This window comes from Dyadobacter sp. 3J3, from assembly GCF_009801115.1.
In the GTDB taxonomy this organism is placed as follows: Bacteria; Bacteroidota; Bacteroidia; order Cytophagales; family Spirosomataceae; genus Dyadobacter.
The window spans coordinates 304043-329905 of sequence record NZ_VTOL01000002.1 but is presented as its reverse complement, the minus strand read 5'-3'; the positions used below and the strand labels follow the sequence as shown (position 1 = coordinate 329905).

General features: G+C 38.0%; 26 protein-coding genes. 9 read left to right on the top strand and 17 right to left on the bottom strand.

Features of this window, described 5'->3' with window-relative positions:
• Positions 1–39: 39 nt before the first annotated feature.
• A complete protein-coding gene (gene rluF, locus FZF08_RS05205; RefSeq protein WP_159467581.1) occupies positions 40–783 on the top strand; it encodes a 23S rRNA pseudouridine(2604) synthase RluF in 744 nt (247 codons plus the stop codon).
• A 1411-nt stretch (positions 784–2194) separates the two neighbouring features.
• Entirely contained in the window at positions 2195–3445 is a 1251-nt protein-coding gene (locus FZF08_RS05200) for a serine hydrolase (protein ID WP_159467580.1), read from the top strand.
• A gap of 15 nt (positions 3446–3460) precedes the next feature.
• Here the strand turns inward: FZF08_RS05200 and lspA are convergent, their stop codons facing one another.
• The 6 genes from lspA to FZF08_RS05170 form a co-directional block, all read right to left on the bottom strand.
• Positions 3461–3958 carry a signal peptidase II gene (gene lspA / locus FZF08_RS05195; RefSeq protein ID WP_159467579.1) on the bottom strand — a complete coding sequence of 166 codons (498 nt, stop codon included), beginning with the start codon at positions 3956–3958 and terminating at the stop codon, positions 3461–3463.
• A 16-nt stretch (positions 3959–3974) separates the two neighbouring features.
• Entirely contained in the window at positions 3975–4880 is a 906-nt protein-coding gene (locus FZF08_RS05190; protein ID WP_159467578.1) for an alpha/beta hydrolase, read from the bottom strand.
• Positions 4881–4915: 35 nt separating this feature from the next.
• Positions 4916–5929, bottom strand: a complete 1014-nt coding sequence (locus FZF08_RS05185; protein WP_159467577.1) for a phosphotransferase enzyme family protein — start codon at positions 5927–5929, stop codon at positions 4916–4918.
• 100 nt (positions 5930–6029) lie between these two features.
• Positions 6030–6722 (bottom strand): DUF1080 domain-containing protein, encoded by a 693-nt coding sequence (locus FZF08_RS05180; RefSeq protein WP_159467576.1) that lies wholly within the window; start codon positions 6720–6722, stop codon positions 6030–6032.
• 19 nt (positions 6723–6741) lie between these two features.
• Complete coding sequence (locus tag FZF08_RS05175) at positions 6742–8262, bottom strand: glycosyltransferase family 39 protein (RefSeq protein ID WP_159467575.1); 1521 nt, start codon at positions 8260–8262, stop codon at positions 6742–6744.
• Between the two features lie 38 nt (positions 8263–8300).
• Entirely contained in the window at positions 8301–8798 is a 498-nt protein-coding gene (locus FZF08_RS05170) for a GNAT family N-acetyltransferase (protein ID WP_159467574.1), read from the bottom strand.
• A 176-nt stretch (positions 8799–8974) separates the two neighbouring features.
• Between FZF08_RS05170 and FZF08_RS05165 the strand changes: the two genes are divergently transcribed.
• The 3 genes from FZF08_RS05165 (at position 8975) to FZF08_RS05155 (ending at position 12214) form a co-directional block, all read left to right on the top strand.
• Positions 8975–9562 carry a GDSL-type esterase/lipase family protein gene (locus FZF08_RS05165; RefSeq protein ID WP_159467573.1) on the top strand — a complete coding sequence of 196 codons (588 nt, stop codon included), beginning with the start codon at positions 8975–8977 and terminating at the stop codon, positions 9560–9562.
• 33 nt (positions 9563–9595) lie between these two features.
• A complete protein-coding gene (locus tag FZF08_RS05160) occupies positions 9596–10321 on the top strand; it encodes an esterase family protein (protein ID WP_159467572.1) in 726 nt (241 codons plus the stop codon).
• 72 nt (positions 10322–10393) lie between these two features.
• Positions 10394–12214 (top strand): M61 family metallopeptidase, encoded by a 1821-nt coding sequence (locus FZF08_RS05155; protein WP_159467571.1) that lies wholly within the window; start codon positions 10394–10396, stop codon positions 12212–12214.
• A 120-nt stretch (positions 12215–12334) separates the two neighbouring features.
• Here the strand turns inward: FZF08_RS05155 and FZF08_RS05150 are convergent, their stop codons facing one another.
• The 6 genes from FZF08_RS05150 to FZF08_RS05125 all read right to left on the bottom strand — a co-directional run bounded on the left by FZF08_RS05150 (position 12335) and on the right by FZF08_RS05125 (position 19328).
• Positions 12335–12586 carry a DUF1801 domain-containing protein gene (locus FZF08_RS05150; protein ID WP_229216420.1) on the bottom strand — a complete coding sequence of 84 codons (252 nt, stop codon included), beginning with the start codon at positions 12584–12586 and terminating at the stop codon, positions 12335–12337.
• 3 nt (positions 12587–12589) lie between these two features.
• Positions 12590–14164, bottom strand: coding sequence for a serine hydrolase (locus FZF08_RS05145; RefSeq protein WP_159467570.1), 1575 nt, complete (start codon positions 14162–14164; stop codon positions 12590–12592).
• A 90-nt stretch (positions 14165–14254) separates the two neighbouring features.
• Positions 14255–14650, bottom strand: coding sequence for a hypothetical protein (locus FZF08_RS05140; RefSeq protein ID WP_159467569.1), 396 nt, complete (start codon positions 14648–14650; stop codon positions 14255–14257).
• 196 nt (positions 14651–14846) lie between these two features.
• Positions 14847–15470, bottom strand: coding sequence for a DUF6134 family protein (locus FZF08_RS05135; RefSeq protein ID WP_159467568.1), 624 nt, complete (start codon positions 15468–15470; stop codon positions 14847–14849).
• 173 nt (positions 15471–15643) lie between these two features.
• Positions 15644–17641 carry a heavy metal translocating P-type ATPase gene (locus tag FZF08_RS05130; protein ID WP_159467567.1) on the bottom strand — a complete coding sequence of 666 codons (1998 nt, stop codon included), beginning with the start codon at positions 17639–17641 and terminating at the stop codon, positions 15644–15646.
• Positions 17642–17891: 250 nt separating this feature from the next.
• Positions 17892–19328, bottom strand: coding sequence for a PLP-dependent aminotransferase family protein (locus FZF08_RS05125; protein ID WP_159467566.1), 1437 nt, complete (start codon positions 19326–19328; stop codon positions 17892–17894).
• 114 nt (positions 19329–19442) lie between these two features.
• Between FZF08_RS05125 and FZF08_RS05120 the strand changes: the two genes are divergently transcribed.
• The 4 genes from FZF08_RS05120 to FZF08_RS05105 are packed head-to-tail and all read left to right on the top strand — an operon-like array spanning position 19443 to position 22120.
• Positions 19443–19916, top strand: coding sequence for a DinB family protein (locus FZF08_RS05120; protein ID WP_229216419.1), 474 nt, complete (start codon positions 19443–19445; stop codon positions 19914–19916).
• Positions 19903–20355, top strand: a complete 453-nt coding sequence (locus FZF08_RS05115; protein WP_159467565.1) for a GNAT family N-acetyltransferase — start codon at positions 19903–19905, stop codon at positions 20353–20355. The genes FZF08_RS05120 and FZF08_RS05115 overlap by 14 nt, the downstream gene beginning before the upstream one ends.
• A 20-nt stretch (positions 20356–20375) precedes the next feature.
• Entirely contained in the window at positions 20376–20732 is a 357-nt protein-coding gene (locus FZF08_RS05110; protein WP_159467564.1) for a nuclear transport factor 2 family protein, read from the top strand.
• Positions 20729–22120 (top strand): pyridoxal-dependent decarboxylase, encoded by a 1392-nt coding sequence (locus FZF08_RS05105; protein ID WP_159467563.1) that lies wholly within the window; start codon positions 20729–20731, stop codon positions 22118–22120. Before FZF08_RS05110 ends, FZF08_RS05105 begins: the two co-directional genes overlap by 4 nt.
• An 80-nt stretch (positions 22121–22200) precedes the next feature.
• Here the strand turns inward: FZF08_RS05105 and FZF08_RS05100 are convergent, their stop codons facing one another.
• The 5 genes from FZF08_RS05100 to FZF08_RS05080 form a co-directional block, all read right to left on the bottom strand.
• Complete coding sequence (locus FZF08_RS05100; RefSeq protein WP_159467562.1) at positions 22201–22503, bottom strand: hypothetical protein; 303 nt, start codon at positions 22501–22503, stop codon at positions 22201–22203.
• 3 nt (positions 22504–22506) lie between these two features.
• Positions 22507–23271 carry a ParA family protein gene (locus FZF08_RS05095; protein ID WP_159467561.1) on the bottom strand — a complete coding sequence of 255 codons (765 nt, stop codon included), beginning with the start codon at positions 23269–23271 and terminating at the stop codon, positions 22507–22509.
• A gap of 292 nt (positions 23272–23563) precedes the next feature.
• Positions 23564–24736 carry an MFS transporter gene (locus FZF08_RS05090; RefSeq protein WP_159467560.1) on the bottom strand — a complete coding sequence of 391 codons (1173 nt, stop codon included), beginning with the start codon at positions 24734–24736 and terminating at the stop codon, positions 23564–23566.
• Positions 24737–24840: 104 nt separating this feature from the next.
• Positions 24841–25077 carry a hypothetical protein gene (locus tag FZF08_RS05085; protein ID WP_159467559.1) on the bottom strand — a complete coding sequence of 79 codons (237 nt, stop codon included), beginning with the start codon at positions 25075–25077 and terminating at the stop codon, positions 24841–24843.
• 108 nt (positions 25078–25185) lie between these two features.
• Entirely contained in the window at positions 25186–25773 is a 588-nt protein-coding gene (locus FZF08_RS05080; RefSeq protein ID WP_200837031.1) for a TetR/AcrR family transcriptional regulator, read from the bottom strand.
• Between the last annotated feature and the right edge of the window lie 90 nt (positions 25774–25863).

Genomic DNA, 25863 nt, shown 5'->3' with positions numbered 1-25863 from the left:
TATAGTGAAATCAGGGTGTGAACATCAATTAGTAGTAGTTTGATACGTATAAATAAGTTTATAAGCGAAACGGGTTTTTGTTCCCGTCGTGAGGCCGACAGGCTGGTAGAACAGGGTAGGGTTACATTAAACGGTAGGCCAGCAGTTTTAGGTGATAAGGCGACGGATGAAGATGAAGTTTTGGTGGATAGAAAACCATTGAAAGCTAAAAAGGCCGGCGTTTATATAGCTTTTAATAAACCCGTTGGAATAACCTGTACGACAGAGCGTCAGATCAAAGGTAATATCATTGATTTCATCAACCATAAGGAAAGGATTTTTCCCATTGGTCGGCTGGATAAGCCATCCGAAGGTTTAATTTTTCTTACCAGTGACGGTGATATTGTGAATAAAATTCTTCGTGCAGGAAATAATCATGAAAAGGAATATGTCGTCACGGTTGACAAACCGATAAAACCAGATTTTGTTCAAAAAATGGGTAATGGAATTCCGATTCTGGATACAATTACCAAAAAATGTTTTGTAAGGAAAGACAGTAATTACGTTTTCACCATTATTCTGACGCAAGGTTTAAACCGGCAAATTCGCCGAATGTGTGAATATTTGGGTTACAGCGTAACGAAGTTGAAACGGGTACGAATTATGAATGTAACATTAGAAAATTTACCGGAAGGGAAATGGAGGAATTTGACGATGGACGAGTTGAAATTTATCAATGAGGCGGTGGAAAGTTCTACCAAAACCGAAGAGGGATCTTATGTGGAGGGTTTAGATGAGGAATAATGATAGCGGAATGATTTGTAGCAAAATTATTTCGGTGCGCTGCAACTATGGAAACTGGCTTCGGTACCTTGTTTCTACAAATAATTCAGTGCTCCGCACCTTTTTTGGAGAAAATGATGAATGAATTATAGGAGACAAGGTGCAGCGCACCATAATATTTGTAGGGAAACGGGATCAATAATTTAAATTGGCGAAGGTGCAGCGCACCGCAATATTTGTAGGGAAACAGGATCAATAATTTAAATTGACTAAGGTGCAGCGCACCGCAATATTTGTAGGGAAACAGGATCAATAATTCAAATTGGCGAAGGTGCAGCGCACCGCAACATTTGTAGTGAAACGGGATCAATAATTTAAATTACCCAAGGTGCAGCGCACCGTAATATTTGTAGGGAAACAGGATCAATAATTTAAATTAGCGAAGGTGCGGCGCACCGCAATATTTGTAGAACAAACGCGATTTATATTCAAAATTATCCGAGGTGCAGCGCACCGCAATATTTTTAGGGAATCAGGATCAATAATTTAAATTGGCGAAGGTGCAGCCCACCGCAATATTTTTAGGGAAACAGGATCAATAATTTAAATTATCGAAGGTGCTGCGCACCGCAATATTTGTAGAACAAACGCGATTTATATTCAAAATTATCCGAGGTGCAGCACACCGTAATATTTGTAGGGAAACAGGATAAATAATTAAATTGACCAAGGTGCAGCGCACCGTAATATTTCTAGGGAAACAGGATCAATAATTTAAATTGGCGAAGGTGCGGCGCACCGCAATATTTGTAGGGAAACAGGATCAATAATTCAAATTGGTGAAGGTGCAGCGCACCGTAAAATTTTAGGGAAACAGGATGAATAATTTAAATTACCCAAGGTGCAGCGCACCATAATATTTGTAGGGAAACAGGATAAATAATTAAATTGGCCAAAGTGCAGCGCACCGCAATATTTGTAGAACAAACGCGATTTATATTCAAAATTATCCGAGGTGCGGCGCACCGCAATATTTGTAGAACAAACGCGATTTATATTCAAAATTATCCAAGGTGCAGCGCACCGCAATATTTGTAGGGAAACAGGATAAATAATTAAATTGGCCAAAGTGCAGCGCACCATAATATTTGTAGGGAAGCAGGATCAATAATTTAAATTGGCGAAGGTGCAGCGCACCGTAATATTTGTAGGGAAATAGGATCCAAAATCTAAATTGTCTAAGGTGCAGCGCACCGCAATATTTGTAGGGTAAACGTGATCAATAATTTTAATTATATAAGGTGTAGCGCACCATAAAATTTGTAGGGAAACGGGACGAATAATCTAAATTAGCTAAGGTGCAGCGCACCTTAATATTTTTCTAAAAACAAACGAATAATTTCTATTATCACAGATACTAATTCAACAATAAATGAAAAGAATAATACTCTCCTTACTGTTGATTTCATGCGTAGGAATTAATACATATTCACAAAAAATTGATACGGTTTATCTGGTAAAGCTTCTTGAAAGTCACCCGGACAAATTTTCACATATTTTAAACCATCCCCAAAAAAATCAGGTTCAGATTTTATATACTCAAATTGACCGGGACAAAAACAATGCTCCGCATTTTAGAACTTATAGTTACAATCTGGATGACCATCGTTATTTTTTTCCCGCGAGCACGGTTAAACTTCCAACCCTAATTTTTGCCTTGGAAAAGATAAACAAACTAAAAATACAGGATTTTAGTAAGACGAGTACAATGATTACGGGTGCTGATTTTGACAAACAAACAACCGTTGAAAAGGACTCAACGGCAGAAAATGGCTTGCCTTCGATCCAACAGTATATTAAGAAAATTCTATTGGTGAGTGACAATGACGCTTATAATCGACTCTATGAATTTGTTGGAAGGGCAGAAATAAATCAAAGACTAAAAGATTATGGTTTGACGACAAGCCGGATCTTAAATCGTTACGCTGTAAAAGATACGGAACTGACTTCCCGCCATACAAATCCGGTTTCTTTTTATTCCAATGGCAAAATGGTTTACAGCCAACCGGGCAAATTTGATCCTGCAAATTATCCAATTGAGCTGAGTAATCTTGTTATGGGAAAAGCCTATCTGGATAGTTCTGATCGCTTGGTAAATAAGCCTTTTAACATGACCAATCGTAATGTTTTCAGTATGACCGATCAGCAAGAGGTGATGAAGAAATTAATTTTTCCGGAGGTTTTTCCCATTAAGGAGCAATTTCAACTAACACCAGACGATTATAATCTCGTATATACTTATATGAGCAAGTATCCGCCTGAAAGTAATTATCCTAAATATGATCCGAAGGAAAACTGGGCAACCGGTGCCAAATTTTTATTTTATGGCGCAGATTCCACAATAAAGCCCGATCCTGAGATCCGTATTTTCAACAAGTATGGCGATTCTTATGGCTTCATTATTGATAATTCCTATTTCGTCGATTTTAAAAATAAGGTAGAATTTTTACTAACCGCAATCGTGCAGTCGAATGATGATGAAATCTACAATGATGGGAAATACGAATACAAGGAAGTTTGTTATCCTTTTATGAAAAATCTGGGACAGGTTATCTATCAGACTGAATTAAAAAGAAAGAAAAAATACCTTCCCGATTTGACAAAGTATAAAATGAAATACTGACGGAGATCTAATTTTCTAGAAAATCCGCCGTCCGTTAAAAAAGGACTGAACAAAAAATAAAAACATACCCACCACCAGAGAAACGTCTGCCATATTGAAAATACCGGTTTGGACGAAGCCCAAATCAATGTGAAGGAAATCGGTCACGGATCCGTGAACTACCCGGTCGTAGATATTTCCAATGCCACCGCCAATGGCAAAACTAAGCGCAAGCATACTCATGAAGGATATGTTTTTTCTCAAAAACATATAGGCCACGCCAAATGCAAGGGCTAATAAAGGAATCCCGGAAAGTAGAATAAATTTGATCGTTTCAGGTAAGGCACTTCCCAGGCTTAGAAAAGCCCCGTCGTTTTCTACTTTTGTAAGTGTAAAATAACTACTGATCAGACTGATACTTTCATAGTAACCCACTTTTTTCCGTACAATGTTTTTTGAGATCTGATCGCATCCTATGTTGGCGATCAGGATCAATAAAATGGCACTATTTCTTATAATTCGATTCTTGTTCATTACTAAGCTAACACTTCTATTTTAAGTAAGTTTTAAGAAAAACTGAAATCTTTTTTCTGTTGGATTCTACATCAAACATTTCTCCATAATGCGGAGCATTGGAAACAATCGTTAATTCATTTGGCACCTTTACCCGCGATAAATAGGAACGTAGCAAAACAGATTGTGTATAGGGAACGGATTCATCTTTTTCTCCATGGAAAATGATAAATGGCGGATCATTGGCATCCACGTAAGTGGTGGGACTTGCCAAAGTTGCGATATCCGGCCTTTCTAAAATAGTAGCACCAAACAAGGAAGTTACCGCGTCAGTTGGATCGTTTATTTCAATTTTTGGAATGAGCGCCATGAAATTTGATGGTCCATAAAAATCAATAACAGCCTTAATTTTAAATGGAACTCCTTTTCCGTCAGGCGTAAATTGTTTGATTTTATTATTGTTTGAAAGCGCAAGCAACGATGCTAAATGTCCACCGGCGGAAAAGCCAATTACAGCGAATTTATTTTTATCAATTCCATACTTTCCGGCATTCTGGTAAAGCCATGAAATTGCCTGGTTACAATCCTGTATCTGAGCTGGAAAAATAGCGTCTGTGCTATACCGGTAGTCGATACTGGCAAAGGCGTAGCCTTCATCAATAAAAGATTTAACCGTATTTTTCATATACCCGATATCCGCAAACTTATCATTCAGCTTCCAGGCACCGCCATGAATCCAGATGACAAGCGGTATATTTCCTTTCGCATTGGCAGGAAGATAAATGTCCAGTTTATGCCTTTTCAGCGTATCATTTGCATAAGCCAGATTGTTATGCATGATCGTTCCCACCGGAAATATATTTTTTATTTTTTCCGGAATCTGAGCCTTTACAGCCGCAGTGCTGATTAAAACAAGCACAAATATTTTTACTGTTTTTGACATTTGAAAATGCATATCCGGTATTACTCAGGTTGGTTCTAAGATATTTTTGAAACTTTGTCTTCTACATAAATCTTATTATAATCACACCACTTTTTAATGACCAGATTTATAAAGCGAGACAAATATATCTCATTCAGGAAAACGTTGGACCAATTGTCAAAACGCTGGCATTGTATGCCCAGGAAGAAGAAATAAACTGATGTGCTTACAAATGGAATAATCCGTTTCTCCTCCTCACTAAGGCTTGTGACACTTTCATAACCTTTCAGAAAACTTTCCAGTTTCAGGTTAAACTGGTTTTCGTCTTTTTCCAGATTGTAAAGCTGCATGATATAATAGCCCAAATCCTGGCAAAGCATCCCATTTCCACAGAAATCGAAGTCAAAAATTGTGACTTCGTCTTCACCGAAAAAATGCATATTGTCAAACCATATATCTGTATGAACCGCTCCGGATCTTATTTTGTAACGGTCTGCATTTTGTAGTTCATTCCTCAGAATTTCTTTCAAGTCGGACATATAAACCATTTCTTCCTGTTCAGGATTTAGAAATAATTTAAAGTAATCAAAACAATTTTCAAGCAAAATTTCAGGCGTGTAAGTAACACGTTCAAGTTTGAAATTTTCTGTCAGTGAATGAATTTTTCCAATTGTTTCTCCAACTTTATAATGCATGTCAGCAGAATAATTCAAAGCTTTTGCGCCTCTGGCATGAGAAAACAAAACACCAAAACGAATTCCTTCGGGAGCATTTAGTTCTTTAATATAATGTCCCGCAGGATCTGCAATGGGATAGGAGACAGGTATGGCGTTGGCCTTTAAATGATTGATCAGTCGGATTTCTTCCAGAATTTCGGATTGTGTCCGCCAGTTTAAACTGTAAATTCTAAAAATATATTTTTCAGATTCTGTTGTTACCAGATAGGTGTGGCTGATTCCTGTTTTTAAAAGTTTACAATTTGTTTTTGATTCAAACTTATATTCCTTTTGAAGAAAATCAGCAAGATGTTCGGTTGATAATGTAGAGTTTGAAACAGGAAAAGGTAGCATGTCAATGATTTTTCAGTAATGTTTTAGCACGCAAAAGAACAGAAATTTTTGAATAATTTCCTGATTTGCCATTTATTAGCCTGGTTTATTCTTATAATCATCATTTCGTAAGCTGTTTAATGGGAGTGACTTCCACTTTTTTAAACTCTACTTCCGCACCTTCCGACTGCAAGGCAATGTGGCCTTTCTGTGCTGTTGCATTATATCCGTAATTAACAAAATCGCCATTCAGCCAAACTTTGATAGAATTTTTTACACATTCAATCGTCATGCTGTTCCATTCACCAAGCGGTTTTTCACTTCCATCCGTCAAGTTTGGAATTCTTCGTAATTTATCGCCGTTGACGCCCCAGTTTGCTTTTGGACCACGTCTTTTTTCCATATCAGGTGTGGTAATATCTTCTTGAATGCACCAAAAGTCTCCCGCATTTTCATGCATCATCTGCACTTCTATGGATTTAGGAAACATGTCATACAAAGCTCTCGGAGTAGAAACAAAAACCAAAGCACCACAATTGCCGGGTTTTCCTGCAAAGCGATATTGAAAAGTCAATCGAAAATTTTCGTAATCGGCATTGGTAATTAAATGTCCACCCGGTTTCCCCATACTTACGAGAAGACCATTTCTGATTATGAAAGGAGATTTTATTTTTGGGTCTTTGTCCATTTCCGGGACATCAATATGCCATCCGTTAAGATCTTTTCCGTTAAGCAAATTCTTTGCTTTTTGTGCATTTGAAATCAATGGGGCCGCAACAAAAATGCAAACGGACAGTAGAAAATGTTTTTTCATGATTGGTTTAAATAATAGGTCAGTCCCAACGGTTTTCTAGAATATCGCCTTTTAGAATTTTATTGATAGAAACTTTGGCGTCCAATAAAATGTATATGATGGTTCCGCGTTCCCTTGCATATTGATTTTCAATTTTGCCAGTCATCGCTACTTTCCGGAAAAGTGGTTGCTCCTTTTTTCTTTCTTTATCATCGTCATCTGCGTTTTGGACAAGAATAACATTTTTTATTTCTTCATCCAGCGGAATCCAGTCAATATAGTCAGCGTTCATCGTAACCGCTCGAATATTTTTAAACTTCGAATAGAAATTAATCGCTCCTGCCTGTCCGTAATTATCACAAAGTACAAGTGTATGTCTTTTATCCTCTATTTTTTCATAATCGGCATCTACTTTTTCCGCCAGCTCTTTCCAACCCTGCATATCTGCGTAATCCTGTGGCAGTTGATGATCTTTGCCATCCTCCCAGCGCAGAAGCCCCAGAGCTTTAAATTTTTCTGGATTGTTGGCAATATCTGCCGGACTTTTTACAGGAAACCCAATTTGTAATAGCGGTATGAATAAAAGCAAAATAATCAGCAAGGCAACATAGCGAATCCACAAAAGTCTGGCCGTCAAAATCCTTTCCAAATAGACCGATCCAAACGCGAGAAATATTGGATATAAGCCGATTGCGTAGTAACCTTTGGCTCTCAGATAGATAAATATGGAAAGCGTAAAAACAAATGACCAGAAGAAAACTAGATATTTCCGAAAGGGTTCATACTTGAAAAAGGATAGGAATGCCGCAAGAATAATGAATAACGAACCTATAAAAAACAGGAATTGCTCTTTTATAAAATCCAGCCGGTTTACATTGACAAGCTGCGTTTTTGTCAGCAATTTCATGTGATGAATTACCGGGTAATGATGTTGATATTGCCATATTATATTAGGCGAAACAACTAAAAGAGCCAGACCTGCCGAGAAATATAAATGTTTGTTTTTGAATATTTTCCTCTGATCACTCAGAGCGAGAGCCGGAAGCAGTCCGAGCACCAGAAACATGATGTTATACTTATTCAAAAATGCAAAACCAAGCGCAAGGCCCATTACATACAGCCATTTATTATCCTCAGAATTGATATATTTTAGCAACGAATAATAGAGCAATGTCCAGAAGAGAATATCGGCGGAATTGGGCTGATAGAGCATATTCATTCTCAGAATCACAGAAAAGGTCACAGCTGTTGCACCTAAAATAAGTGCGAATAAATTGCCTCCAAGATCTTCAATTGCCTTCCAAACAATGATTAATGTTAAAATTCCGAAAAGTGCCGGGAAGAATTTTACCCAGAATACAGAATTGCCAAATAGCAAAATCAAATAGGCTGTCCAGGATGTAAACGGCGGGACCGAAAGGTAACCCCAGGCCAGATGTTTACCCTGATCAATATGTATGAATTCATCTCTGTGAAGTTCGTATTCAGGAGAGATGACGAGATACTGAAGAACAAATTTTAAGGTAATAAAAAGGCAGAGGATAAAAGTTTTTTTTGCCAAGATTTTAATGATTTCAGGTGGGAGGAAAGTTAAAGGTTTTATTTCGAATCTAAAAAAGAATATTTCATTAAAAGCGCAATTTGGTCTCTGTCATTATGAGTAAACGTGATCGATTTATCAGGAATAAATTTGAATCCGGCTTTCTGATAACAGCGTATAGCCCTAAAATTATCGTGAAAAACATATAAATAGATTATCCTGGTATCAATTTTGGTGCGACATTCCTCGATCAGCATGTTTACAAATATAAGTCCCAGGCCTTTTCCACGACTTACGGATTCTCCTACCAATAATCTCCCTAAACGTGGCGAATTGATATCCCCGACAATAATTTCTCCAAAAGCAAAAGGATTGTCTAATTCATCACAGCCTATATAAAACTGACGCTCAGGAAATGTAACCTGATATTGATGGATTTGATTTTCATCAAGAGGGAAAGTCCAGGCTGTTCCCGCAAACTGAAACAGAAGTTCGGCACTGGTCATCCAGCTGTTTAGCAAATAAAAATCAGCGGGTAAATATTTTCTTAGGCGCATTAATTTAACGATACATTTAAAATTGTTCTTGAATTAATCAGATACTCTTAATATGGAGTTAATATCAATACCATATCTTTGGTAATGTGGAAAGTATTGCCTTAAAATAAAAGTTTATGCTACGGTTGCGGCCATACTTTTTGCACTGATTCAAATATTAAAAGTTTACCGGATTTATGTATTGGTACGAAGAGGAAGTTCAAAGAGTAGAAAATGAATTATTACGTGTAACCTACCAGCCGGAAACGATATTTTACGGAAGTTCATCGATAACATTGTGGGAGACTTTATATACGGATTTCGCAGATCTTAAACCTGTCAATCTCGGTTTTGGAGGGTCAACACTCGCCGCCTGCGTGTGGTTTTTTGACAGGATTATTGGCCCATTAAATTCCGCAAAAAGAATTATCCTTTATGCAGGCGACAATGATCTTGGGGATGGAAGGCATCCGGAAGAAGCTTTTCTTTCTTACCGGCAATTGATCGGGCAGATCCGAAACAAGTTTGGTAATATTCCTTGTTATTTTATTTCTATCAAACCAAGCATCCAGCGATGGGAAATCCTTGGGCAGATCATCGAGACCAACCGGCTTGTTAAAGAGGAAACCGAAACCGATACCTTTCAGCACTACATTGATATTTTTCCTTTGATGCTGGATGAAAATGGACTTCCGGATCCTTCACTTTTCGAAGAAGATGGTCTGCATCTGAGTATTAAAGGATACGACGTTTGGCAGGAAAAGATAAGGCAGCAGCTGGTTTAAAATAGAATACTCAACACTAAATTCGGGAAGATAATGGAAAGAGCTTACCACAAGTGGTTTAGCCCGATGTTAGGCAAGGAAATGGAGATGCTGGTTTTTGGGGGCAGAGGAGTTCCTGTTATTTTTTTTCCAACAAGAGGTGCACGTTTCTATGATTTTGAAAACTGGAAAGTTGTTGAAGCCTTGCGTCCAAAAATTGAAGCTGGCGAACTTCATATTTTCTGTGTTGATAGTATCGATAATGAAAGTTTTTACTCCGATGCATCCCCGGAAGAGAGGATTTTAAGGCATCTGGATTATGAAAATTATATTCTAAAAGAAGTAATACCTTTTATTAAAAAGATAAATCCGGAAAAGAAATTGATCTCGGCCGGTTGTAGTCTTGGTGGATACCATGCCGTAAATATTGCATTTCGTCATCCTTCGCTGTTTACAAAAGTCGTCGGTATGAGCGCTCGTTACGATCTAACGGTTTCTCTTCCGTTTTTTAAAGATCTTTTCGACGGCTATTTCAGTGATACCATTTATTATAATATGCCGACACGTTTTATCTCTATGTTGTCTGACAAAAGGATCTTGCGAAAACTTAGAAAGCTCGAAATAATTCTAGTGATAGGGCAGGAGGATTCTTTTTTGGAAAATAATACGGAGCTTAGTGCGGCTCTGAAAAATCTGAAAGTGGCTCATGATTTTTTTATCTGGGATGAAGAAGCGCACAGGCCACGTTATTGGCGGGAAATGGTTAAATTATACTTGTAATAAGCTTTAAGGTTGTTTCAATCTGGTTTTTTTCGATCTTCGGGTAATATTTAAATTTACTTACCCAATTGTATGAATCGATCACTTGGCTTCATTGCACTCCTTTTTACTTTTTATTCAGCCACTGCCCAAAAAATCAGTTACAATGTTACTTTCCCGAACATCGCTCACCATGAGGCCCAAATTGACGTTACCGTAACTGGTGCGACTCAAAATCAGTTGCTATTCAGGATGAGCCGCTCTTCTCCCGGAAGATATGCGACCCACGAATTTGGTAAAAATGTTTATGATGTTAAAGGTTTTGATCAGGCCGGAAAACCTGTCTCGGTTCTTCGTGTTGATGGTGATGTTTATCAGGTCAATACCTCCAATGGTTTTGCCAAAGTGCGGTATACTTTATTTGCCAATTATCCCGACGGAACCTACGCTGGTGTTGATCAAAACAGTATTCATCTGAATATGCCGGCAACTTTTATGTGGGTCAAAGAGCTTGAAAATGCTCCAATGGATGTTACGTTCAATATCCCCGAAGGGAAAAAATGGACGTTTGCAACACAGTTAAAACCCACAGAAAAAGTGAATGTTTTTACCGCACCGAATCTTCAGTATTTCATGGATTCACCTGTTAAAATCGGTTCTCTTGTCATCAAAAGCTGGACTTTGTCAAATCCTGACAAAAAACCTTACGAGTTCAGACTGGCTCTGGAAGTGGATTCAAACGATTCATTGACCACTATTTTTGCATCGAAAGTCAAAAAAATCACGCAGGAAGCTCAGGCGGTTTATGGCGAATTTCCATCTTTTGACTACGGGAAATATACTTTTCTGGCCAGTATCAATCCTTATGTAAAAGGAGATGGGATGGAGCATAGAAATAGTACGATGATTGCCTTGCCAACACAATTTGACGGATCTAATAATTTACTGGGTGTTTTTTCTCATGAATTTTTTCATGCATGGAACGTTGAAAGAATCCGTCCAAAAAGTCTTGAACCGTTCAATTACGAAAAAAGTAATATGAGCAGGGAATTATGGTTTGCAGAAGGTTTTACTCAGTATTATGGAGAACTCCTTTTGAAAAGAGGAGATTTTATTACAGTAGAAGATTTCGCAAACGGGGTATTAACAGGACTTGTTAATACCAAGGAAAATACGCCGGGCGCAAAACGTATATCTCCGTCAGAAGCGAGTTGTATGGCTGTTTTTGTTGATGCCGGTGTAGCTGTTGACAAAACAAATTATCCAAACACATACACTTCATACTATCCGTATGGTGCTTCTATTGCACTGGCGCTGGAACTGGAATTGCTAAATCGGAAATTGACGCTGGATGACTATATGAAGGCAGTTTGGCTTAAACTTGGTAAACCTGAAATACCGTATCTCATTTCTGATTTGCAGGCCGTTTTGGAATCTGTTACAGGTGACAGAGCTTTCGCAGCAGGCTTTTTTAGAAAATATATTTATGGTCATGAATCATATGACTATGCTCCTTTACTTCAAAAAGCAGGATTTTTTCTTAAAAAACAATTTGAAGGACAGGCATGGATTGGCAATGTCCGATACAAGGAAAATTCTGAACTGATTATTGCAGCGAATACAACCATTGGTACACCACTGTACAAAGGAGGAGCCGATATTGACGACCAGATTTTAAAACTTGATGGAAAACCGGTTAAAAAAGAAACTGATATCAAAGCTATATTGGATACTCACAAGCCTGGCGATGAGATCGAGCTGGAATATTTGCATAGAAAAGATGTGATCCTGGGCATAATTAAACTTGTTGAAAATCCAAAACTAATTGTTTTGCCAAATGAAAAAGCAGATTTGCCTTTGAGCGATGGCGCTGTGGCTTTGAGAAAGCGCTGGATTGAAAGTAAGTTAAAGTAATTCTGATTATTTAATTTTAATTAATCCACTGGTGTAGAGTTGAATGTCTCCGTCTATAATTTCTTCAATTGTTTTTAGGGGCAAGTCTTCCAACGGATCAAAACGCATAATTTTCATTCTTTATCGCTCATCCTGAATTAATCCGGGATGAGCGATTTTATTTCCTTCCACTACACCCAAATACGGTAAACCGGTTTTCTTTTCAACCCAGAGATAGCAGAACATCTTACTTTTATAGCAGAAAAAAGGCATTCTGTATTTCCAGGCCTCCGAAATATTTCTATCTCTGTCCAGTATAATTTGCCGGATAGCTAGAAGGCAGCTTTTAACAGGCTCCTCTTTCTGTGAATAAAAGTTGTCAATTTCTTTCACACGTTAGTTTGAAATTTCTTTTATATCAAGTTGCTGAATAAGCGCAGGATTTTCTGGCGTCAAAGTGAAATAGACATTTATTATACCATTTTCCCCTTCTATTTGAAAGTTGCCGCGGAGCTGATTTTCTGGATTCAATTCAGTTACTTTTTTTACTTTTCCTATTTTGGTAAATAATGCTTGCGCTGCTTTTTTTCTAAGTTCAACAGAGCGATCCGGAAAGAAATTAACAGCAAATATTTTACTGTTTTCAGCATCTGACCATTCGGGTAACAGTTTAACAATTTGGTCTTTCCGTAATTTTAAGATAGGAGATACAGGTAATTCACGGGGCTTTAAACCTGCTAATGAAATAAGTGTATCCATTACAGCAAAGTTGGCGGTATTCATGCTCGCGTAGGTCAGGTTTCCATTGGCGATAACTCCAATCCCATACTCCGGCATAATCCACCACTGACTGCCAAAACCTGGTAATCCTCCTGTGTGACCCGTAAAAATGCGATCCTGGCAATCTCTGCTGGTTCTTAATCCATAACCATAGCTGCTAACCAGGGAACATTCGCGTCCGTTTGGATATTTAAATTTTGCATTCAGATTATTAAAAGTCCAGGGCTGCTGCATTTCTCTCACAGAACTCCTTTTAACCGGACCAGTTTCTTTATCGTTTTTAGCTGGCCAGGCCGACAAGTGAAAGGCCATATATTTCCCAAAATCTTCCACGGAAGTTAATATTCCACCCATGGCGCCGTAGGTGCCGTCGTGTAGCAGCACTTCCTCTTTCCATTTTCCTTCTTCCCACCGGTATCCATGTGCTAGCAGATCTGCCGGAGCCTTTGTATATTCCCAGATGGTGTGATCCATACCAAGCGGTTTGAAAATATTTTCGTCAATATACTGCTGGTAAGGCATTTTAGTGATATTGCCAATGATTTTACCAAGCATTCCAAAACCAAGATTACTGTATTCATATTTCACACCGGGAACGTTAGAATTTGAAATTCCGCTCTTTATCAGAGCCAAAAGTTCTTCATCTTTTCCATCAAGCTGGCGGTCGCCCCAGGGGTTATCTTCCGGGAAACCGGCAGAGTGTGTCATCAAATTTCTAATTGTAATAGCAGGAGAATCCGAAGTTAATAGTGGCATTGATTTAAGCTCAGGAATGTATAGATAGGCGGGATCATCCAGTCGTAACTTACCTTCGTCACGGAGTTTAAGAATGGCCATCGTCGTCACGCTTTTACTCATTGACGCAATTCTGAAAAGAGATTTTTCGGAAGCTTTTGTTTTATTGGACAGATTTGTGTAACCATAACCGCCGGAAAAAATAACCTTGTCGTCCACAATTATCCCAAAGGCCAAACCTGGAAAATTATTTTTCTCAGCGTATTCCTTATAAATTTTTTCAAGCGTTGGAATTGCCGCTTTTATTTTGGCAATCCTAGCGGGATCCTTAAATACTGGCGGTTGATATGTTTGATAAAAAGAGGCAGGTGCATGCTCTCCTGAATTTAACTTTTGCTGCCCGCAAACGATATGTGTAATTAGAAGGCATGAGAAGACAAGGAAAACTTTTTTCATGTGATCGTAATTGAGTGAAAATTTCTTCGTGAAGATAACCCAATCCACAGGTTGTGTAATCTTTTACCAGAAGAAATTTCTCAACTCATATCAATCATTTGCTAGGCTCATGAAAATCTGATTGCTTTCGGGATCCAGGCGGATCTCATAGGTATATTTTCCGCTTTCAAGTTTGCGTTGACCAGTATAATCGATCGGCTGGATAATATAGGGCTCACCATTAATGTTCAGTTTGACAAAACTGTAAGGGTAGGCGAAATCAAAAGTCTTGTAATCAGATATTTGATTATCGTCCACGGTTCCAAATTTATTGATCCCTCCACTTGTGTTGACTTCAATATCTTCAAATGGTAGCAAACTTGCATTCCGGATTCTAATCTGTACCTGGCTTTGCGCTTCAACATTATTGCTAAGCTCCTTATCTCTGGAACAACTGAGATGTAGAAATACTATCCCAACAAAAAGGCATAATAGTAATTTTTTCATATCGATTGGATGGTTTACTAACCCAATTAAAAAACCATTCCACTGTTACGTAGAATAATTTCGCGGTTCCAATACAACGCTTATTAGGGTGATTTTGTTTTTTTTCGGAGAATTAATTTGATAAAATTGTTTTTGCTTTCATCAAATTAAAGCGTGAAATAATTTAATGAATTGAAGGACAGGGGAATATATTATTTTAAATTTTTAGCTTAAAAACGAATTCACCATAACCAGACTCGATTTCCACACGTTGCAATACACCGGACCTATAAGTGTAAGTCATAATGTCCCCATCAGGCAAGGTGGTTTCGTAAACAGAAGCCGCGATTTCCTTGAATTTTAAAAAAGTCTGGAAAACCTCTGAAAAAATCTCACTTTTTTGAATTGGTTCATTGAAATAAAGCCACGTTACAGTCGCAGGGATATTGCTCTTAAATTTTTTGATTTCGTCATTGTCTTTTTTTAACTCGTAATGGTTATCTGTGAAACGGGTAGTGGCGGCAAGTTTCTTCTTTTTATTTACGAATCGCTGTACCTGTGCGTCTTTCAGCTGAGCATTGGAGAACAGATTGGTTGTATTGGACTGTATCTTGAATGTAAGCAGCATATTAATATTCATCTCGCTATCCGTAGCATAAAATTGCCCTTGCGGCTGAGATTGAGACGTTGCCTTTAAAAACCCTATCTCTTTTCCTCGCCATATAACAGAATAATTTCTATACTGCTGACCATAAGCACTAACTGCTAAAAAACAGATTAATAAAATTAACAACTGTTTAAAGGCAGTCTGGGTAAAGGGACAGTTTGTTTTTAAAACCATAATGCTGAGTTTGAAACGATAATATTCTAAACGGGAACAATTTATGTTTATTCTACCATCCAGGTGCAATTAGTATGCCAAAGATGATAATATAAAATTTCGAATACGTTTTTTAGAGATATTAGCAGTGCTTTTATAGTCAACTTCTCTATTTTTTACTTAAAATCAGGTGTTTATAAACTTTTTCCCTGAATTCGGAAAGCGTTTAGAATAGCGAGCAAAGCTACACCAACGTCAGCAAAAACGGCTTCCCAAAGTGTAGCAATTCCACCGGCTCCCAGTATCATGACTACAACTTTAATTCCCATTGCCAGGGTAATGTTTTGATAAACAATGGATTTGGTGATTTTTCCGGCTTTTATGGCCGACACAATTTTAGACGGCTGATCATTTTGTATCACAATGTCGGCAGTCTCAATTGCAGCATCCGAGCCTAACCCACCCATAGCTATTCCAACATTGGCCAAGGCAATTACAGGAGCGTCATTTACCCCATCACCAACAAATGCAATATTTTTCCCTTGATCTTTCAATTCCTGAACGATCCTAACTTTGTCTTCCGGCAACAAATCTCCATAGCTTTTCTCAATCTGTAAGCTAGAAGCAATTTGTGAGGTTATCGCTTGTTTATCCCCAGAAAGCATAATGGTTTCGATACCCAATGCTTTCAGGTCTTTGATGGTCTGTAGAGAATCTTCTTTAATCTCGTCAGCAATTGTGAGATAGCCTGCATATTTATTATCAATGGCTACTACCACAATAGTCTCCACAATTTTTTCTATTTCTTCTGGAAAGCTGATATCGAATTTTTTCATCAGCTTGGTGTTACCGCAAAGTACCAGATAGTCTGAAACTTTACCTTTTAAACCATGTCCCGAGATTTCTTCAACATCCGTGGGTTTTGTCAAAGAATTAGCCCCGGCAAATTGCACAAAAGCTTTTGCAACAGGATGTGTTGAATAATTTTCAAGTGAAGCAGTCAGGCTTATAAATTTATCCCGATCCATTAAAGTTTCAACTTTTTGAACTTTGAAAACTCCTTTGGTAAGTGTGCCTGTTTTGTCAGAAACCAAGGTATCAATTTCAGTGACAATATCGAGAAAATTCGAACCTTTAACCAGAATACCATTTCGTGATGCAAGTCCAATTCCTCCGAAATAACCCAATGGAATCGAAATTGTTAAAGCACATGGACACGCAATAACCAGAAATACCATCCCTCTGTAAAGCCACTGCTGAAAGTCATAATTACTTACAAAAATCATGGGAACCAGAATGATCAGTAGCGCAAGTCCAAATACTATTGGGGTGTATATTTTAGCCAATCGACTTACCATGAGTTGTGTAGGAGCTTTTCGGGCAGTTGCCTCCTGTACCATTTCTAAAATTCTTGAAAGCTTTGAATCCTTGAAAAGTGCACGAGTTTCAATCTCAACCGTCTTTTCAGTGTTTATCATACCAGCGAGAATCTGCTCACCTTTTGATTTTACAGCTGGTTTAGATTCTCCGGTTAAAGCAGCCGTGTTAAATACACCGGATTCGGAGTGAAGAATGCCGTCCAAAGCCACTTTTTCACCTGCTTTTACCAGAATGATTTCGCCTATAAGAACTTCCTGAGGATTTACTTCCAGATCTTTATTTTCTCTGGTCACCGTTACAGCGTCCGGCCGGATATCAAGCAGTGCTTTAATTGAGCGTTTTGATTTGCTAACTGCCAGATCCTGAATTAATTCACCGATTTCATAAAAAATCATTACGGCAACACCCTCACTATATTGGCCAATGTAAAATGCGCCAAGCGTTGCAATGGTCATCAGCGTAAATTCATTAAAAAGATCACCTCTTGTAATTTTGCGAATAGCAAGAGCGATCGTTTTGTACCCTGCAAGTAAATAGGCCGAGAGCATCAGCGCTATTTCAGTATATTTGTTTATTTCTATTTTTAATCCAAAGGTGACGAAAAGAAAAATAGCCAGAATTGTCAAGCTAAGCCAAAGCGGCCAGCGGCCTAGTAGTAAGCTAGTATTTTCGTTGTCTCCATGGTCATGGTCATGATCGTGGTCGTCATGATTATGACTGTCTTCGTTATGCTGGTGAGATTCATGATTATCATCATGAGAACAGCATTCTTTTTCTTTATGAATATGTTTTATCTGTGTTTGGTTTTTCATAGATCAGAATTGTTACCGAATGAATTTAATATTCATTCAATCTTAATGTAACTTTTATATAAACTAAATATCCGTAAATATACTTGGTAAAGATGTGCAACAGGGTATCAGGTACTGAAAATCAGTTAGTTGCACTGTCGTTGCAGTGAGTTCATTCCCTTTGCATGTTTTGTAAATTTTTAATTTTGAGCGCGTTAGGTAATTCTGGCCCAGTAAATGTTGCCTTTGAGATCGTTAATTTCCTTAAATCTCAGCTCATACTTTGAACTAGTTTTCCCAACTTTTGCAAGCTTTTTTCAATTTCTTCATTATATGGTGTGCCGAAACTAATCCTGATGTAATTTGTAAAACGGGCATCCGTACTGAAAATTTGTCCTGGTGATATACTTATGTTTTCCTTTATGGCCTTTTGGAATAGCTCAAATGCGTTGACTTTTTTATTCATTTCAATCCATAATACATAACCTCCCTGCGGTCGGCTGACTTTTGTTTCTTTTGGAAAATTATCAGAAATAGACTGTATGTAACGCAAGCATTGTGTGTGAAGCGCTTTTCTCATTTTTCGCATATGCAGATCATAGCGCCCGGTTTCAAAGAAAAGTCCAATTGCAGCTTGTGTTGGCGTGGCTGAGGAAACCGAATGGATCAATTTTAAACTAATGACCTTTTCTGTAAATTTCCCAGGAATGCACCAGCCAACTCTATAGCCCGGAGCCAAAGTTTTTGAAACAGAAGAACAAAGCATTACCAATCCCTCTTTGTCAAAACTCTTACAGGTTTTAGGTCTGGTTTTTCCAAAATACATTTCGCCATAAATATCATCCTCTATAAGCGGTATCTGGTTTTTGGCCAGGAGTTCTACAAGTTGTTTTTTTCGATGATCAGGCATAAGCACTCCCAAAGGATTTGCGAAATTGGTTACAAAAAGACAAGCCTTTATTGGAATTTTTTCTATTGCCTTTTCGAGATATTCGAGATCTGCCCCGGTATTGGGATCAGTCGGAATTTCCAGAACTTTGAGACCCAAACTTTTCATTATATTAAAAATGCCAAAATAAGTGGGACTGTCAATGGCCACTGTATCTCCTGGTTCCGTAACTGCCTGTAAACAAAAAACGAGTGCTTCCATACATCCCTGGGTGGTCACAACATCATTTTCTGTAATATTTCCATTCCAGCTAAACGCATATTTTGCAATCTGTTTTCTTAGCAAGACATTGCCTTGAATATCTTCATATCCTGTGCATCCTGTCGGGCTTTTTCGTATGGCTTCCATCATCACTTTGGCTAATTTGGCGATAGGAATCAGCTCTGAGGATGGCACAGCCTGCGAAAGTTTTACTACTCCTTCCTGACTCATGGTTCTATAAACCATTCTAAGGATTTCGTCCACACCAATATTTTCAAAACTGGCTTCCATTTTTGGAATATCAAGGGATTTGGGGATTTTGGCAGGATTGTACCGTACAAAATATCCTGATTTTGCCCTTGCTTCTATATATCCTTTGTTTTCAAGTTCAATATATGCCTTAAAGGCCGTACTAATGCTTATGCCTTGTTCCTTGCTTAGGGCGCGAACCGACAAAAGTTTGTCGCCCGTTTTTAGTATATTGTTTTCGATCTGGGTTTCAAAACGCTCTGCTATTCGGGCATATAGAAATTCTTCTTTATATAAGTTTGTGTCCAATTTATTACTTAGTTGATTAAAATGATGAATCTGTTATGCTGCTAATTTAAAAAACTGAATCTGTTTTATGATGTAAAAATGATGAAATTTTGTAAAACCATTTTAATGAAATGCATGATGAATAAAGCAGATTACATTTTCTTTTATACAAGAGAGCTTAAAAAGCTGAGGGCTGAGATTGCGGCTTATACGGAAGAAGATTTATTATGGGTGAAAATTACTGGTACAATAAATTCCGGCGGAAACTTATCCCAACATTTGATTGGTAATCTCAGGACTTATATTGGTTTGGAACTCGGTCATTTCCCATATGTCCGGGATCGGGAAGCAGAGTTCTCTTCCAACGTTTTTTCCAAAACACAATTACTGGAAGAGGTGGATTTTTTGCTTGAAATAATTCCGGAATCGCTCCTTAACCTGACGGACGATCAGCTTTCAGAGGAATATCCCCGGGATGTATTATCGATTCATGAACCACAAAACGCCAGCCTCGTTTTGACTCATCTTGCAATGCACCTGGCTTACCATACCGGCCAGATTAACTATCACCGAAGAATCTCTAACCAGAATTTTAATGAAAATAATTAACTATAAACCTGACTATCAGGTCTATTTTAAAGATCTAAATTTAAGCTGGCTCGAAGAATATTTTACAGTTGAGCCGTTTGATAGTTATGCTTTTGAAAATCCGGAAGAAGCTATTTTAAAAGATGGAGGCCGAATCATCTTTGTTGAAAATGAAGGGGAAATAGTTGGAACGGTTGCGTTGAAATATGCTGCACCGGGTGTTTTTGAAATGGCAAAAATGGCCGTAAGAAAAGACCTGAGAGGCCTGGGGATTGGAAAGCTACTTTGTAAATCCATTGTAGAAACAGCCAGAAGTATGCATGCTGAAAAGCTGATCCTGTATTCCAGCACACAATTGAAACCGGCTATTGCAATGTATCTCAAAATGGGTTTCCAGGAAATTCCTCTTGAACCAGGTTTGTACAAAAGGGCGGATATTAAAATGGAGTTGGTTTTATAATCAAAATACAAAAGAATTTTATGATCGATATACAGCAATTTTCCAAAGAGTGGATTGATTCCTGGAATGACCACGATATAGAAAAAATTCTAAGTCATTATTCCGAGGATATAGAATTTTATTCTCCGATTATTAAACAGTTGGGTACGAATTCAGAAGGTGTAATAAAGGATAAAAACACATTGAAAGATTATTTCATAAAAGCGCTTGCTCTTTATCCTGATCTGTTTTTTTATCTGCATGAAATCCTGGTTGGGACCGAATCACTCATACTATTTTATACCAGTGTAAATAATAAAAAATCGGCTGAATTTATGCAGTTTGATAGTGAAGGGAAAATAAATTTTGTCCGGGCGCATTACAATTTAAGTCAATGAATGAAATACTAAAAAATGACCTTGAACAGTTTTCGTCAATTTTAGAAGAAATACAAAAAGACAGTATTTCTTTTCTTAATGCGATCAATGAAATTCCTACAAGTCACAGGGATCAAAATACGGATTCTTACCAGTTAAAAGATAATGGCCTTGGAGCCAGCGGAGCGCTTGGGTTTTTCAATGAAAATTTCAGGAAACTAATGGTTTCCAGTGCCGGGCCTCGCTATTGGGGATATGTAGTAGGCGGCGTCACACCAGCAGCTCTGGCAGGTGACTGGTTAACATCGGTATTCGATCAAAACACCCAAAGCACGCAGGGGAATGGTGATATTTCAGCTATTTTAGAGTTGCAAACCATTAAGTTGGTGACCGAATTAGTCGGACTTCCTGATCATTTTAACGGAGGTTTTGTATCCGGAGCTACCATGTCAAATTTTACGTGCCTGGGTGTGGCGCGGCAATGGGCAGGTGCTCATTTAGGGAAGGATATTGCCAGGGACGGAATGTCTGATGAGATTATCGTTTTGGCTGCCACACCGCATTCTTCTGTTGTCAAATCACTTTCGATGTTGGGTTTTGGTAGTAACAATATTGTCAAAATTAAGACGGAGCAAGGAAGGGAGCGCATTGATCTGGTTGATCTTGAACAGAAATTGATTGCGTATTCGGGAAAGTCTGTAATTCTAAATTGTAGCGGGGGAACTGTCAACACTGTTGATTTTGATAATTTTAGAGCAATCACTGATTTGAAAAAGAAATACCCATTCTGGATGCACGTCGACGCTGCTTTTGGCGCCTTTGCCGCCTGTTCTGATAATCATCTCCATTTATTGAACGATTGGGTAAATGCAGACAGCATTACCATCGACTGCCATAAATGGATGAATGTCCCGTACGACAGTGCTATTTTCCTTACCAGAAAAGAACATCAAAAGTTTCAAATCCAGACTTTCCAAAATTCCAATGCGCCTTACCTGGGAAATCCTGAGGATAACTTTTCATACCTGAATTTCCTGCCTGAAAATTCACGCAGATTCCGTGCCTTACCAGCCTGGTTCAGCCTGGTAGCTTATGGAAAAAATGGTTTTAAATGGATTGTTGAAAACAGTGTCCATTGCGCAACGCTGTTAAAAACGTATCTGCAAAACAGTGCGTTTTTGGAGCTTTCAGGATCCGTACATCTCAATGTTGTTTGTTTTGTTTTAAAAGACAAAAATAAAACATCTGAATTTCTGAATATTTTGAACACCAGAGGGAAAGTATTTATGACACCAACCGTATTGGATGGTAAGCTTTGTATTCGAGCAGCTTTTGTAAATTTCCGAACTTCAAAAGAAGATATTGATATTGCCATTCAGGAAATGGAAGAAGTATTAAAAATGCTGTAATTACTTACAGCGACTTCATCAAAAACTGAATTTTTTCGGTTAACGTATTTCCCGTGATCAGGAAATACGTTAATTTTTTTTTAGTTGACCAAAGCTTTTGGCTTGCGCCCAACTTTGGTTTTATTGCGGATTTTATCAGGACGTGGTCTTATTTCGGCGGCATCAAAATAACGGGTAAGCGCTTCCAGAATAATATCTTTCTGTGTAAGGCCTTCCCAATAACCATAGTCCTTCATTTTTTCCAAAAGGATGTAGTCACAGTCAAACGTGACTTTGGTAGGTACGCCGTTAATCTCGGTGTCTGATGAATTATCTTCAATATCGTTGTTGATGTCAGAGACAATGGGTAGAGGTGCGAAATCAAATTTCCTTTCCTTTGCCATATTTTAATTGTTTATACGTTCGAGAATTTCCTTTGTTAATTTATAATAATCTTCCGCACCATTACTATTTGGAGCATAATCGAAAATATTGGTACCACTAGCCTGCGCTTCGGATAAAGCAATATTATCACGAATATAGCTATTCATGAACACGTCACCAAGTTGCTCCTTGGTAGCGCTGATAAGTTCATGGCTGATCTTCTTTCTTATTTTAGGATTATACCGTGTTGCAAATACACCGCCAAGATTTGTTGTCGGGCTGATTTTCTTAATTTCAGCTGAGTAAACCAGGAAATTTCTAAGACCTTCATAGCTTAAAAATTCGGCCTGAAGAGGTACGTAATACTGGTGACAGGACACCAGCGCCATTCTTGTATTACCGTTCAGTGCGGGTGGACAATCAATGATCACAAAATCGTATTTGTCCTTCACTTTTTCCAGTGCAATTTTCAAGTTGAACGGAAATATCGGAGCCGACTTGATCGTGTCTTCCTTGTGGCTCATCTCGGCAGAACCGGGCAAAATATCGACGTCCCCAACTCTTTGTACAATTTCTTCAAAAGCATATTCTCCGGTTATAAAAGAACCACTGTCCTTCTTTAAACCACTGTGTACAATCCCAAAACTTTTTGTCAAACTAGCCTGCGCATCCAGGTCAATTACCAGCACACGTGCATTGGCAAATTTGGCAAGACCTGCTGCGATACTCTGTGCGGAAGTAGTTTTTCCAACACCACCTTTGTTATTGACAATACTGATGATTTTCATTTAAAAGTATTATATGTATTAAAAGTTACAAATGAATGATCTGTTTGATTTGTAAATAAACGGAAAATATTCTTAGAACTAATAATATAAAATAATAAGTTCTTAAAGTATAATATTAATAAAATGTATTGATAATACTAAAAGTAATTGTGATTATTTTATAATTTTTTTTTAAGTTGCTGTATTACAAAATGTTAATTTGGGTAATAAATTGAAAATAAAAAAAACCTCCCGGCCAGGAGGTTCTTTTGCAGATGAAATTTTTATATTATTTTCTAATCAATAGTAATGATTAAATTGCTTCTGATGTGGTGGCTGTCGGGTGTAAATTATTTTGTTCCTTTTTGGAAATGAACCTATACAGATTGTACATTAGAAATACGGTTAAAATTACGGCCAGGACTACAACATTACCCAGTAATCCGTAATTATTAAGGTACCCCGTATCGGTTTCTGAAACGATCATTCCTGCAATGATAGAGGCAACGCCACCGGCAATTTGCTGTATTGAAGCATTGATTCCCATAAATGCACCTCTGTCCTGAGGTTCCGGAACGGCGGTCATTAAGGCACTGGCGGCAATCATTCTTCCACTAATGCCAACGAATAGTAAAATATTGATGATGATAATAATCCAAAGCGGTGTTATACCCAGGTTGCAATAGATTAAGGTCATTATCGAAGTTATTAAAGATCCGATTATGAACATTTTAAACTTGCCGATCTTGTCACTCAATTTTCCCATAATCGGGCTTGCTACCAACATACAAACGCCGGTAATCATATACAGGTAGGGTAGTTGTTTGATATTGATTCCTAAATTATGAACACCGTATGCATTGCCAAATGGCATCAGCATAAATCCACCGGTAGCTAGCAAAGTGGTTGCTGCAAAGGCACGCAGATAGTTTAATTCTCCAAAAATTGAAGTTAAATGTTCAAAAGCATTGCCTGTTTTTTGTAGTTTGAGGTGGGCATCTATCGGTTTCATGTAAATGAAAATAGACAAGGCCACTAAGATACTCAGTCCAACAATCATTAAAAAAGGAGCGTGCCAGTTGTAAGTATTAGCCAAAAACAAACCCAGTGGAATACCCAAAACCTGGCTGCTGGCAAAGGCCATCTGAACAAATCCCATCACCCGCCCTCGAACCTGAATAGCGAAAAGATCCGTTATAATTGCGAAACTGATCGAACTCATAACGCCTCCGAAAATTCCGGTTACCACTCTTGCCATAAGCAGAAATTCATAGCTAGGAGAAATCCCGCAGAGGAAGGTGCCGCCAATAAATCCGATATAAAAAAAGAGTAAAAGTTTCTTCCTGTCGAACTTGTCTGCAAAGCCTGCTGCCAGCAAACCTGCTGCTCCGGCACTGAATGCATAGGCTGAAACGACCAATGCAAATTGCGAAGTTGATATGGAAAGTTCTTTCAATAGAATAGCTCCCAACGGTGAAAGAACCATAAAATCGAGAATAACTGTAAATTGCACTATGGCAAGAATGGCGATGATAAATTTTGGTATTTAGTAAAAGTTTCAGGTTGTTTTTCAGACATATAGAGGACGGTTTAGTCGGTTAGTTCTTCACAAACATATCCTTCATTGGCTAAGATTGCTATCATCTCTTTTGTATGCGGACCGTCCGATTCAATGCGGAGTACATTGTCGCAATCTGTTAAGTCTACGTTCCAGCAAATAATTTTCTTTTCTGCGTTCAGGACAGGTTCTATTTTTTTTAAGTCTTTAAAGTGTAGGTTGGTTTTGAAAACAAGCACATATTTGTTGTCAGGGTATTGCGTTTCCATAGCTTATTTATTAAAAGAGTGAGTCAATGTATTTTTAAAAAAAAATCAGGTTTTACACAGGAAAACGGATGAAAACTGGAATTACTTTAAATTTTAAAATAAAAAGTTTCAGGGTTTTAACGCTTTGATTACCAATGATAATGTGAGATTTATTTTCTCATCATCAAAAATAAAAGGCGGCCTTCCCGGCATACTGGTTTTTGAAATGTGAAACTTTACCAGTTGATAAAGAGGTCCAAAGGCAATAGACCAATAAATTTCGACAGGGAGCGGAATAAGTTCCTTTCGCGATATAGCGGTATGAACGAATTTCGACATGGCATCAATAAATCTTCTTTCCATCACAGAGCGGTCGACCAGCGGAGAGTGTTTGAATTGCTCCATGAAAGTCATGCTGATTTGATTTTCCATGCAATAGTTCATTCGATTTAGCCACTGCACTTTTAGACCTTCATCAAAATGACATTCGGGATCAAAGTTGATTAAGGTTGCATCCGCCATTTTTATACTTTCTTCTTTAAAAAGTTGTTGTAACAGGCTTTCCCGGTCTTTAAAATAAATGTAAATGGTGGCCACAGAAACGCCTGATGCTTTGGCAAGTTTATGCATACTGAGCCCGTCAAAACCTTGGCTTACAATCATCTCGATCGCCTTCTGTTTTATTATAACTTCTTTGTTTGTATCTCTTGTTCTCATAAGTGATACAAATATAAATGAACGTTCGTTAATTTATATTCAATAGGTAAAATATTTTTTTAAAACCTTTGGCTTTCAAACAGATAGTGA